Raw genomic sequence first — 12,173 nt, 5'->3', positions numbered from 1 at the left:
CGCGCAGAGTTCACACCGTTCAAACCTCTCGACTCCGGAAGCACCGAACAGACTGGCTATGCTCACCGCATGGCCGCTCTCGGATGGCTCACTCCCCGTAGGCGCTCCGCCACGGCGCGGAGCGTGTTGGCAGGCGAGGCCTCGGCGGAGGCCGCCCGCAAGTCCTCGCAGGAGGCGCAGGAGGCGCAGGAAGCCCAGCAGGCGCTGGAGGCACAGCAGGCCGCCGAACGGGAACCTGAGTTCCCGGTGATCGGCGACGACCGCGCCGCCGCCTTCTTCGACCTCGACAACACCGTGATGCAGGGCGCCGCGATCTTCCACTTCGGTCGCGGCCTGTACAAGCGGAAGTTCTTCGAGACCCGCGATCTCGCCAGGTTCGCCTGGCAGCAGGCCTGGTTCCGGCTGGCCGGGGTCGAGGACCCCGAGCACATGCAGGACGTACGGGACTCCGCCCTGTCCATCGTCAAGGGCCACCGCGTCGCCGAACTGGAGACGATCGGCGAGGAGATCTACGACGAGTACATGGCCGACCGCATGTGGCCGGGCACCCGGGCGCTGGCCCAGGCCCACCTGGACGCCGGCCAGAAGGTCTGGCTGGTCACGGCCGCGCCCGTCGAGATCGCCCAGGTCATCGCCCGCCGCCTCGGCCTCACCGGCGCGCTCGGTACGGTCGCCGAGTCCGTCGACGGCATCTACACCGGCAAACTGGTGGGCGAGCCGCTGCACGGCCCGGCGAAGGCGGAGGCGGTGCGCGCCCTCGCCGCGGCGGAGGGCCTCGACCTCTCCCGCTGCGCCGCCTACAGCGACAGCCACAACGACATTCCGATGCTGTCCCTGGTCGGCCACCCCTACGCCATCAACCCCGACTCCAAGCTGCGCAGGTACGCCCGGGAGAAGGACTGGCGCCTGCGGGACTACCGCACCGGCCGCAAGGCCGCGAAGGTCGGCATCCCCGCCGCGGCGGGCGTGGGCGCGGTCGCCGGTGGCACGGCCGCGGCGATCGCCCTGAGCCGGCGCCGGCGGTGATCCTGCGCCGTCCGTGACCCTGCGCCGTCCGTGACCCTGCGCCACTGACGCCGCATCACGCCGTCGCCGGGTGGTGCAGGTGCAGATGGGGGCGTGTGCAGATGCGGGTGCGGGTGCGGGTGCGGGGAAGTTGCTCGCGCCCGCCTTCGCCCTGCCCGGGAACTCTCATCCCCATCCCCACCCCCATGCCCTCGCGCCCGAATTATGGCGCCCCCTGCCCAACACGCCCCAGCTTTCGCAGAAACCGGCGCCCTTCCGATCAACAACCGGTCACATCACGCAACTTGATGAGCCGTCAATCGGCAACATAAGCGACGCAATCGACGATTTGAGCAACTCGGCGTAGCAGGGCCTGCACGAAGCGTTATTCTCCTCAGACGCAAACCGGTACCCCTCCGTCGCCACGACGGGTGAACGGTCCCGCACTGCACGTGATGGAAGCTCTGCCTCTGGGAGTCCCGTGTACCCACACGTCGGGGTTGACGCCTCGGGCCTGGCTACGCTGCGCGCAACTGTCGCAACGGTCAAAGAGACGCTGCGCGGCCTCGTCCCGTCCGCGTACGCCGTCCCCGCCTTCGCCGCCGCCACACCCGCGGGCCCGTGCTACGCACTGGCCGAACGGAGCGCCGCCGTCAGCAGACGCGGCCGCTCCACCGGCACCGGAACCACCACCACCACCGCCCGCCGCCCGGCCGCCGACAGTGACAGCGCCCGGATGATGGACCTCGTCGAGCGCGCCCAGGCGGGGGAGGCCGAGGCCTTCGGGCGGCTCTACGACCAGTACAGCGACACGGTGTACCGGTACATCTACTACCGGGTGGGGGGCAAGGCGACCGCCGAGGACCTCACCAGCGAGACCTTTCTGCGGGCCCTGCGCCGCATCGGCACCTTCACCTGGCAGGGCCGCGACTTCGGCGCCTGGCTGGTGACGATCGCCCGTAACCTCGTCGCCGACCACTTCAAGTCCAGCCGCTTCCGCCTGGAGGTCACCACCGGCGAGATGCTCGACGCCAACGAGGTCGAGCGCTCCCCGGAGGACTCCGTCCTGGAGTCCCTCTCCAACGCCGCCCTGCTGGACGCCGTACGCCGGCTCAATCCCCAGCAGCAGGAGTGCGTGACGCTCCGCTTCCTCCAGGGGCTCTCCGTCGCCGAGACCGCCCGGGTGATGGGCAAGAACGAGGGGGCGATCAAAACGCTCCAGTACCGGGCCGTCCGGACCCTCGCCCGGCTCCTGCCGGACGACGTGCGCTGAGCCGCACCCACCCCGCCGCCACGCTCGGCGACGACCAACTCACGCTCGGTGAAAGCGCGTTGACTTTCTGATCGGATCATCCGGCGTCCGTAACCCAAGTGCCGAGCCGCTCGTTGTGCGGGATACAGGCTCCCTGTGGTCACGCCCCGGCCGCCCCCGATCGCTCGATCGTGTGGAAGTGGTCGTGGGCGTGCAACCCTCAGGACCCCCTGGGGAGTCGACCGTCATGACGAGAGGAGGTGCCGCCTGTGATCGCGAACGTATCAACCCACCGGCGGGCGAACGCCTTCGCCCAGGCCCTGGAGGAGCAGTCCGACCGGGACACGGCGGCCGAGCAGTCCACAGCACCGTCGGGATCACCACCGACGGCCGAGGAACAGAGCCGACAGGGCGAGCTGTTGACCCTCGCGGCGGAACTCGGTGCGCTGCCCAGGCCCCAGCTCGACCCCGAGGTCAAGGTCGTACAGCGCGCCCAGCTGGTGGCCGCGATGGAGGCCATGCTCCAGGAGGACGCAGCGGGCGGGGCGGCGAACGCGTCGGTGCCGGAACAGAGGCGCCGTGGCGCGCACCGGGCTAGTTCCCTGGGCAGACTGCGGCCGCGTTCCCGGCTGGCCAAGGGGCTCACCGCGGGTGGGCTCAGCGTCGGCGTCGCCGCCGGGGCCTTCAGCGGGGTCGCCGCCGCGAGTTCCGACTCGCTGCCCGGCGACTCCCTGTACGGCCTCAAACGCGGCATCGAGGACTTCAGGCTCAACTACCTGAGCGACGGCGACGGCGAGCGCGGTCAGACGTACCTCGACCAGGCCTCCACCCGGCTGAGCGAGGCCCGTCGGCTCATGGAGCGCGACCGCGGTGGTCAGCTCGACCACGAGTCCATCGGCGAGATCCGCCGCACCCTGTCCGGCATGCAGCACGACGTGACCGAGGGCCACCGCCTGCTGCACGCCGCCTACGAGGCGGACCCCGAGTCCCTGGGCCCCATCCAGGCACTCTCCACCTTCTCCCGGTCCCACCGCGAGGCGTGGAGCACGCTGAGCGACCGGCTGCCCCTGCAGCTGGGGGACGTCCGGGACCAGGTGTCGTCCGTCTTCGACGCCATAGACCAAGAGGTCGGCCCGCTGCAGTCCATGCTCCCACCGCCGTCCGCCGAACCCGGCAACGGTACGGGCACGGGCTCCGGATCGGCATCCGCCGGCGCCTCGTCCGGCACCCACCGGTCGACGGTCCCGAGCAGCGGCGACACGCCGTCCTCGGGCAGGCACGCGAGCCCCGGCAGCCCCAGCGGCTCGGCCTCGGGCAGCGCCGACGACGGCCTGATCGGAGGCACCACGGGCGGCCTGCTCGACCCGCCGCAACTCGGCTCCGGCGGCAGTTCCCCGTCCGCCGGCAAATCCCCTTCGGCCAAGCCGGACGTCACCCTGCCACCACTCCTCCCGGGCCTGCTCCCCGGCCTGGGCATCGACAGCCAGGACGCGAACTAGCCCCTACGGCAACACCTGTGGGGCGCCCCTCCCCGAGCGGGGGCGCCCCACAGTCGTATGCCCGAACGACCAAACCTCAGAAGAACACCGACCGCCGCTGCACCAGCAGCTTGGCCCCTCCCGACCGCTGCCCTCGCACCGCTTCGCGGGCTTCGGACAGCTGCGCCGGCCTCCGACCGGCGACTACGCGCAGCCCGGGTCCGGCCCTTCCCCCCAGGCCCCCGGCCGAGCCCCTCCTCAGAAGAACACCGACCGCCGCTGCACCAGCAACTTGTACAGCGTGTGCTGGATCTGTTCGCGGACCTGGTCGGTCAGGTTGAACATCAGCATCGGGTCGTCGGCCGCCTCCGGCGGATAGCCGTCCGTCGGGATCGGCTCGCCGAACTGGATCGTCCACTTGGTGGGCAGCGGGATCGCGCCGAGCGGGCCGAGCCAGGGGAACGTCGGCGTCAGCGGGAAGTACGGGAACCCCAGCAGCCGCGCCAGCGTCTTCGCGTTGCCGATCATCGGGTAGATCTCCTCGGCCCCCACGATCGAGCACGGGATGATCGGAGCGCCCTGGCGCAGCGCCGTGGAGACGAAGCCGCCCCGCCCGAACCGCTGGAGCTTGTACCGGTCACCGAAGGGCTTGCCGATGCCCTTGAAGCCCTCCGGCATCACGCCGACCAGCTCCCCCTGCGCCAGCAGCCCTTCGGCGTCCTCGGAGCACGCGAGGGTGTGGCCCAGCTTGCGGGCGAGTTCGTTGACCACCGGGAGGACGAAGACCAGGTCGGCCGCGAGCAGCCGCAGGTGCCGGCCGGCCGGGTGATGGTCGTGGACGCCGACCTGCATCATCAGGCCGTCCAGCGGCAGCGTCCCGGAGTGGTTGGCGACGATCAGCGCACCGCCCTCGGCCGGGATGTTCTCGATGCCCTTCACCTCGACCCGGAAGTACTTCTCGTACATGGGCCGGAGCAACGACATCAGGACCTGGTCGGTCAGCTCCTCGTCGTAGCCGAAGTCGTCGACCTCGTAGTCACCGGTCAGCCGGCGTCGCAGGAAGGCCAGGCCGCTCGCGATGCGCCGTTCCAGACCGCCGTCGGCGGGCGGTACGTCGTGCGGTTCGGCGGGCTGGTGTTCCTGCTGGGTCACGGCATCACCATCCTGCGGAACGGCCCTGGTGGGCAGGGGCTGGACCGAACCGACCGGCGCGGCCTCCTGCGCGCCGCCGCGCCTGCCGCCCGCGCCCCGGCGCCGGCCCGGCCGCGGCACGGCACCCCCGCGGGAGCGGTCGTCGTCGAACGGAATGACCTTGGCGTCCGCCATCGTTGCTGCGCTCCTCAGTCGGCGCTGTGCTTGAAGAGGTGGCCGCTGCCCTGCGCGGACAGCGCGGCGATCCGGTCGACGGCCCCGGCGACGGCCTGCGGCGGCAGCAGCCCCGGGCCCTGGCCGCGCGCGAAGTCCGCGAACGTCTCCGCCGTCGTGTACCTGGGCGTGAATCCCAGCGTCTCGCGCATCTGGTCGGTGGCCACCACCCGCCCGTGCGTGAGCAGCCGGATCTGTTCCGGCGAGAAGTCGCTCATGCCGAGCGTCCGTACCAGGGAGCTGGTCCAGGTGACCGCGGGCAGCAGCAGCGGCACCGTGGGCCGGCCGAGCCGCCGCGAGCACTGCGACAGCAACAGCACCCCGTCACCGGCGATGTTGAAGGTGCCGCTGTTGAGCGTGCCCCGGCGCGGGTCGTGCGCGGCGATCCGCAGCACCTCGAGGACGTCGTCCTCGTGCACGAACTGCAGCCGGGGGTCGTAGCCGAACACGGTCGGCAGGACCGGCAGCGAGAAGTACGCGGCGAGCGGGGTGTCCGCGGTCGGCCCGAGGATGTTGGCGAACCGCAGCACGCACACGGCGACGTCCGGCCGCCGCCGCGCGAACCCGCGCACATACCCCTCGACCTCGACGGCGTCCTTCGCGAACCCGCCACTCGGCAGCGACTTGGCCGGCGTCGTCTCGGTGAAGACGGCCGGATCACGCGGCGCGGAACCGTAGACGTTCGTACTGGACTTCACGACCAGGCGCCGCACGTTCGGCGACTTCTGGCAGGCGCCGAGCAGCTGCATGGTGCCGATGACGTTGGTCTCCTTGACCATGGCCCGGCTGCCGCCGCCCGGCGCGATGCCCGTCACGTCCATGTGGACGACCGTGTCGGCGCCGGTCTCGGCGATGACCCGGGCGATCGTCGGCTGCCGGATGTCGGCCTGGATGAACTCGGCCGCTCCCAGCTGGTGCGCCGGCAGCACCGCGTCCACGGCGATCACCCGCTCGACCTCGGGGTCCTTCTGGATCCGGCGCACGAATCTGCCGCCCAGCTGCCGGGCCACCCCGGTGACGAGCACGACCTTCCCCAAGATCAGCGCCTTCCTTCCCGACCTCGTGCGAAACCTGGTCCCAGCCCGCTTTTCCCCGTGTGCGCCAACTTAGCGGGTCGACGTTGCGCTGTGATGACCACGCGATGCACGAGGCGGCGGAAATTCCCCAGTCGGAATATGCCCGGTGCCCCGGACATGACCGTCCCCGAGTGAACACGAGCGGGGCCGCCCCGTCCCGGACATGACTGTGGCCCCCGTCCTCAGGACGGGGGCCACAGGGACACGCTCTCGCGTCGCCGCTTACTTCTTGTTGCGGCGCTGAACGCGCGTGCGCTTGAGCAGCTTGCGGTGCTTCTTCTTGGCCATCCGCTTGCGCCGCTTCTTGATAACAGAGCCCACGACTACCCTCGCTCACTTCTCATCACTCGGTGCTGGGCATCATGGGCCCATACGACCTACGAGGGGCTAGCCTACCCGCTCACGCGTTGAGGCTGTAATCGAGGTGTCCTCCGGGTCTCCCGGAAGCGTCGTCAGGCCGTCTCCACCCCCACAAAACTCTCGCGAAGGTACTCGTGGACCGCTTGCTCGGGGACACGGAAGGACCGCCCCACCCGGATCGCGGGCAGATGACCGCTGTGCACCAGCCGGTACACGGTCATCTTCGACACCCTCATCACCGCGGCGACCTCCGCCACGGTAAGGAACTGAACCTCGTTCAGAGGCCTCTCGCCAGCTGCAGCCATGACACACCTGAACCTTCCGCACTCGACGGCCACCGGCTTCCCCTTCCGGTGACTCTTCGTCGTTGCGTGCTCACTCCCCAATGTAGGGGCGGGTGATGCGAGTGGGGAAGAGGTGCACCCATCGCAGGCCTACTGTGACAGACATGCTCGTTTGAGTACGTAGCGGGTAAGCGGACCGTAGTGACTAGACCGCACCCCGTCGTCAAGTGGAACGACGACGGACACCGACCCCTCGGCCTCCCCGACGAACGGCGCCGGATCGTCCGCGTCCGCCAGCCCGATCGCCTCGAACCCCAGCTGACCTGCACCGCAGACCCAGCCGTGATCACCGATCACCAGTCCGGGCAGCGGCCCGCCGGCCTCGGCGGCGGCGGCCAGCGCGAGCCGAACCGGGAGCGGCGAGTGGCTGTGGACCCCCGGCTCACAACCGGGGCGCTCGGCCTCGGGTTCCCGCACCAACGCAACACCTCGTACGTAGTCCAGGTGATGCGTGCGTACGCCGAACCGGGTCAATATGTCGACACAGCGACCCTGCGCCGGGGTGAGAATCTCACATCCCGCCGCCGACAGCGCGTCTGCCAGGGCTGCGTAGAACCCGAGCAGCCGGTGCGGGTGCCCCGTGCCCAGCAGCACCGGGACACCGCCGCGTGCGGCACCGCGGATCCTCTCGGCGAAGGCGTCCAGCGCGGCCAGCGTCCGCTCCGGGTCGATCACGTCGCACCCCGAAGTGTGCCGCGGATCGGCCGACACCCCACACCGGTTCGCCATCAGATCGAGCAATTCCCGCTGCCCCCAGACCCCTTCGGGATCAATACCGATCAGAACCCGGGGATCCCGCGCCGCGAACAGCCGATACCTCCGAAGACTGACCTCCCGGGACGTCCCGACCGCCCCGGCCAGCCGGACAGCCAACAGGTGCGCGCGAAGGGCATCAGGGGTCAACACGGGTGCGATGGTGACTCATTGGGGGACGACACCGCGCAAGGATCCCGGAAAAACCCCACGGTCGGCGTAACCACGTCCCCGAGTGCGCTGGGCGTCTACCGCCCACGCCCTACGCCAGCAGCCCCCGCATCGGGAACACCGCCCGGCGTGTGGCGAGTACGGCCTGGTCGAGGCGGTCGGCGGGGTCGTAGCCGGCCTCCCACGGGGCGAAGGACACCGGCCACCGCCCGTCCGTCATCCGCCATGGCCCCGTCTGACGGGTCCGGGCGAACACCTCCTGCCGCCACCCCTCGGGGATCTCCGTCTCCGGAGCGACCTCCCGGCCCGCCGCGATCCCCACGAGATGCGTCCACGACCGCGGCACCACGTCGACCACCGCGTACCCGCCGCCGCCGAGCGCCACCCACTTCCCGCCGGCGTACTCATGGGCCAGCTCATGGCACGCCACCTGCACGGCCCGCTGCGCGTCCAGCGACACGGCGAGGTGCGCCAGCGGATCCTCGAAGTGCGTGTCCGCCCCGTGCTGCGTCACGATCACCTGCGGCCGGAACTCCGCGAGCAGCTCCGGCACCACCGCGTGGAACGCCCGCACCCACCCCGCGTCCCCGGTCCCGGCCGGCAGGGCGACGTTCACGGCCGCCCCCTCCCCCGCCCCGGCCCCGGTCTCCTGCGGCCACCCGGTCTGCGGGAACAACGTACGAGGGTGCTCGTGCAGCGAGATCGTCAGCACCCGCGGGTCCTCCCAGAACGCGGCCTGCACCCCGTCCCCGTGATGCACGTCCACGTCCACGTACGCGACCCGCTCCGCGCCCAGCTCCAGCAGCCGCGCGATCGCCAGGGCCGCGTCGTTGTAGACGCAGAACCCCGACGCGCCCCCGGGCATCGCGTGATGCAGCCCGCCCGCGAAGTTCACCGCGTGCTCGACGTCACCGCGCCACACCGCCTCCGCGGCGCCCACGGACTGCCCGGCGATCAGCGCGGACACCTCGTGCATCCCGGCGAAGGCCGGATCGTCCGTCGTGCCGAGCCCGTACGCCCCGGCCGCCGACCCCGGATCCGCGGACGCGGCCTTCACCGCGTCGATGTAGTCCTCCCGGTGCACCAGCCGCAGCGTCGAGTCCCCGGCCGGTTTCGCCGCGACGACCTCCACCTCGCGGTCGAGCCCGAAGGCCGCCACCAGCTTCCGGGTCAGCTCCAGCCGGACCGGATCCATCGGATGGTCCGGGCCGAAGTCATAGCCCGTTACTGCCTCGTCCCACATCAGCTGTGCGCGGCCGCTCATGCCCGCCACCGTATCCGCCCGGCGCCGCGGCGAACGACCTGGCGTACACCAACGTCACCAGCACCAACACCATCGGCACCAGCATCGCCCCCCGATAGCTCCACGCATCGCCCAGGGCCCCCACCAGCGGCGAACCGATCAGAAAGCCCACGTAATTGAAGATGTTCAGGCGCGCCACAGCCGCGTCCGAAGCCCCCGGGAACAGCCGGCCCGCCGCCGCGAACGTCTGCGGCACCAGCACGCACAGCCCGAGCCCCAGCAGGGTGAACCCGAGCATCCCCACCCAGGCCCCCGGCGCCGACGCCACCACCGCGAACCCGCCGGCCGCCACCAGCGTCCCCAGCCGTACGACCGTCACGGCCCCGAACCGCCGCACCCCGAGGTCCCCGATGGCCCGCCCCACCAGCGTGGTCACCATGTAGACGTTGTACGGCACTGTCGCCAGCTGCTCCGAACTCCCGAGCACGTCCTTCAGGTACTTCGCGCTCCAGTTGGAGACGGTCGAGTCACCGATGTACGCGAACGTCATCACCAGGCACAGCGGCAGCAGCAGCTTGAAGACCACACCACCCCCGCCCTGCCCGGCGGCCCGCCCCTCCACCGGCGACGGATCCCCCGCCGCCGGCGCCGGATCCCCGTCCACGTACCACCGGCTGCCCACCAGCGTCGCCGGCAGCAGCACGGCCACCACCGGCAGGTACGACACCCACAGCGCCAGATGCCAGTGCGCCCCCACCCACGCCAGCGAGGCCCCGAGGATGCCGCCCAGACTGTAGGCGGCGTGGAAGCTCAGCATGATGCTGCGCCCGTACGACCGCTGCAGACTCACCCCGAGCATGTTCATCGAGGCGTCCAGCGCGCCGACCGCCAGCCCGAACGCGCCGAGCGCGACCGCCACCTCGGCCATCCGGTCGCCCGCCCCGGCCCCGAGCAGCGCCAGCAGCACCACCGGCTGGGACCAGCGCAGCAGCCGGCTGGGCCGTATCCGCTTCACCAGCTGCTCGGTGCTCACACTGCCGACCCCGGCGAGGATCGGTACGGCGGCGAGGAAGACCGGCAGCAGCGCGTCGGAGATCCCGTACCGGTCCTGGATGGCCGGAATACGGGTCACGAGGAGCGCGAAGGTCGCGCCCTGGGTGAAGAAGCTGAACGCCAAAGAGGCCCTGCCGCGCCGCAGCACATCTGTCATGGCGGCGAGCGTAGGGCCCCAGGCTACCTGTGGGTAGATCAGCCAAAGATGAATTTTCTTCAAGTTTGGCGGGGTCGACGGCCCGGCCTGACCGGGCAGGGAGGATCAGGCGGCGACGGCCACCCCGGTCCCGGCGGCCTGAGCGCTCCCGGCGGCCTGCGCGGCCCCGGTGGTCTGAACGGTCCCGGCGGCCTGCGCGGTCCGGGCAGTCTGAACGGCTCCGGCGGTCCGGGCAGTGCCGTCCGCCGCCTCCTGGGCCTCGACCTCGTCGGCGAGGATGTGCTCCATCGGCCCGGCGGCGAGAGCGCCACTGATCACGAAGGTCACCACCAGCACGCCGGCCATGACGGCCCCGCCCAGCCAGACCATCGTGTCCACGGGGATCGTGTACGCCCCCACCACCCGCGCCACGCACTCGGCGAACAGCGCCACACCCCACACCACGGAGAACGTCCGCTCCTTGCGCAGGAACACGGCCGAGTTCGCCGCCGCCCCCGACACCAGCCGCTCCCAGGCGGCCTCCTTCGCGGCGTCGCCCTTCACCAGGAAGGGCTTCATGCCCGCGGTCATCATCGGCCGGCCGAGGACCACGGAGACCAGGATGCCGAGGGCGACCGTGCTGCTGACCGCGCTGTCCTTGGCGAGCATGAGCCGCGGGTCGCCCGAGACGAAACTCAGCAGCAGCGAGACGACGTTGACGACCAGGATCAGCCCGGCCAGCCCGTTCGTCCTGCGCTCCCTCACCAGCCCCCACACGGTCCGCGCCGCCGGCACGACGCTGCTCCAGGCGAGCGCCGCGAAGGTGCTCATCCCGAAGGCGTCCTTGAACAGGTAGTACGAGCCGAGCGGCAGCGCCACGTCCAGGAGCAGCGGCTTGAAGTTGTCCAGCGCGCTCGGGTTCTCGGCGTCCGCGTTCTTGGTGTCCGCGTCCTTCGTCATGCCGGCGTTCTTCGTCATGCCGGCGTTCTTCGTCGTACCCGCATTCTTCGTCGTACCCGCGTTCTTCGTCATGCCCTCAGCTTCGCGGCCGAAGGGGGGCCGCCAGTAGAAACGTTCGTCCGGAGGACCGCATGACAATTGTCAGGCACCGAACGATGGCTGCGGTCATACCAGCAGGTCAGCCAACTCCCCCATGCTGGAGAAGAGTTGCCCGGCCCCGGCGAGCCGCTCCGCCGGCGTCATCGCGGTGAACCCGTACACGTCCATTCCCGCCGCCACAGCCGCCCGCACGCCCAGCGGAGAGTCCTCCACGACCGCGCAGCGCTCCGGGGCGACGCCCATCCGCTCGGCCGCGTACAGGAAGAGATCCGGCGCCGGCTTGCCCCGCCCGACGTCCTGGGAACTGAAGATCCGGTCCTCCGTGAACCACCGGTCGAGTCCGGTCGCCCGGTGCCCCACCCGGATCCGCTGATGACTCCCGGAGGACGCCACACAGTACGGCACCCCCTCCGCGGTCAGCTTCTCCAGTACGTCCCCGACACCGGCCACGGGCTTCAACTCCCGCTCGAACGCGGCGAACACGCGTGCGTGGAAGACGTCGTCGAAGTCGTCCGGCAACCGCTGCCCCGTCCGCTCCAGCACCAGATCGTGGACCCGGTGCATCGCCGCGCCCATGTAGTCCCGGATGGAGTCCTCGTACGTCGTCGGGTGCCCCAACTCGGTCAGATACCCGGCGAGGAGACGGTTGGAGATCGGCTCGCTGTCGACGAGAACGCCGTCATTGTCGAAGAGGATGAGGTCGTAGCGCATGCCTCGACCCTAAACGAGCCCTGAACGCAGAAAACCCCCGCATCCATAGATGCGGGGGTTTCCCCAAAAATTGTTCGGCGGCGTCCTACTCTCCCACAGGGTCCCCCCTGCAGTACCATCGGCGCTGTGAGGCTTAGCTTCCGGGTTCGGAATGTAACCGGGCGTTT

Annotated in this window: 12 protein-coding genes and 1 rRNA gene; 3 read left to right on the top strand and 10 right to left on the bottom strand. The window is 70.6% G+C overall.

Going from position 1 to position 12,173, the window contains the following annotated elements; genetic code table 11:
* Positions 1 to 69: 69 nt before the first annotated feature.
* From ACGFYV_RS06800 to ACGFYV_RS06790, 3 genes are all read left to right on the top strand, one after another.
* Positions 70 to 1,026: an HAD family hydrolase gene (locus ACGFYV_RS06800; protein ID WP_393877298.1), complete on the top strand. Its 957-nt coding sequence runs from the start codon at positions 70 to 72 to the stop codon at positions 1,024 to 1,026.
* 460 nt (positions 1,027 to 1,486) lie between these two features.
* On the top strand, positions 1,487 to 2,278 hold the full coding sequence (locus ACGFYV_RS06795; RefSeq protein WP_393877297.1) for an ECF subfamily RNA polymerase sigma factor, BldN family: 792 nt from the start codon (positions 1,487 to 1,489) through the stop codon (positions 2,276 to 2,278).
* A 248-nt stretch (positions 2,279 to 2,526) separates the two neighbouring features.
* Positions 2,527 to 3,756: a DUF5667 domain-containing protein gene (locus ACGFYV_RS06790; RefSeq protein ID WP_393877296.1), complete on the top strand. Its 1,230-nt coding sequence runs from the start codon at positions 2,527 to 2,529 to the stop codon at positions 3,754 to 3,756.
* A 237-nt stretch (positions 3,757 to 3,993) separates the two neighbouring features.
* Here the strand turns inward: ACGFYV_RS06790 and ACGFYV_RS06785 are convergent, their stop codons facing one another.
* The 10 genes from ACGFYV_RS06785 to rrf form a co-directional block, all read right to left on the bottom strand.
* A complete protein-coding gene (locus tag ACGFYV_RS06785; protein WP_393877295.1) occupies positions 3,994 to 5,061 on the bottom strand; it encodes a lysophospholipid acyltransferase family protein in 1,068 nt (355 codons plus the stop codon).
* 14 nt (positions 5,062 to 5,075) lie between these two features.
* Positions 5,076 to 6,137: an NAD-dependent epimerase/dehydratase family protein gene (locus tag ACGFYV_RS06780; protein ID WP_393877294.1), complete on the bottom strand. Its 1,062-nt coding sequence runs from the start codon at positions 6,135 to 6,137 to the stop codon at positions 5,076 to 5,078.
* A 261-nt stretch (positions 6,138 to 6,398) separates the two neighbouring features.
* Complete coding sequence (locus tag ACGFYV_RS06775) at positions 6,399 to 6,497, bottom strand: 30S ribosomal protein bS22 (protein ID WP_003948845.1); 99 nt, start codon at positions 6,495 to 6,497, stop codon at positions 6,399 to 6,401.
* Between the two features lie 131 nt (positions 6,498 to 6,628).
* The gene (locus ACGFYV_RS06770) at positions 6,629 to 6,841 is read right to left on the bottom strand and encodes a helix-turn-helix domain-containing protein (protein ID WP_159399367.1); all 213 of its coding nucleotides are present in this window, start codon (positions 6,839 to 6,841) and stop codon (positions 6,629 to 6,631) included.
* Between the two features lie 129 nt (positions 6,842 to 6,970).
* A complete protein-coding gene (locus ACGFYV_RS06765) occupies positions 6,971 to 7,786 on the bottom strand; it encodes a phosphatase (protein WP_393877293.1) in 816 nt (271 codons plus the stop codon).
* A 109-nt stretch (positions 7,787 to 7,895) separates the two neighbouring features.
* Positions 7,896 to 9,068 (bottom strand): acetoin utilization protein AcuC, encoded by a 1,173-nt coding sequence (locus ACGFYV_RS06760; RefSeq protein ID WP_393877292.1) that lies wholly within the window; start codon positions 9,066 to 9,068, stop codon positions 7,896 to 7,898.
* Entirely contained in the window at positions 9,019 to 10,257 is a 1,239-nt protein-coding gene (locus ACGFYV_RS06755; RefSeq protein WP_393877291.1) for an MFS transporter, read from the bottom strand. The genes ACGFYV_RS06760 and ACGFYV_RS06755 overlap by 50 nt, the downstream gene beginning before the upstream one ends.
* 105 nt (positions 10,258 to 10,362) lie before the next feature.
* Positions 10,363 to 11,214: a VC0807 family protein gene (locus ACGFYV_RS06750; RefSeq protein ID WP_393877540.1), complete on the bottom strand. Its 852-nt coding sequence runs from the start codon at positions 11,212 to 11,214 to the stop codon at positions 10,363 to 10,365.
* 147 nt (positions 11,215 to 11,361) lie between these two features.
* Entirely contained in the window at positions 11,362 to 12,006 is a 645-nt protein-coding gene (locus ACGFYV_RS06745) for an HAD family hydrolase (RefSeq protein WP_393877290.1), read from the bottom strand.
* 72 nt (positions 12,007 to 12,078) lie between these two features.
* Positions 12,079 to 12,173: ribosomal RNA gene (gene rrf / locus ACGFYV_RS06740) — 5S ribosomal RNA — on the bottom strand; the annotation flags it as partial.

It is taken from the genome of Streptomyces sp. NPDC048297 (assembly GCF_043201585.1).
Lineage (GTDB): Bacteria > Actinomycetota > Actinomycetes > Streptomycetales > Streptomycetaceae > Streptomyces.
The sequence above is the reverse complement of the archived record's forward strand: the minus strand, read 5'-3'. Positions and strand labels throughout refer to the sequence as shown.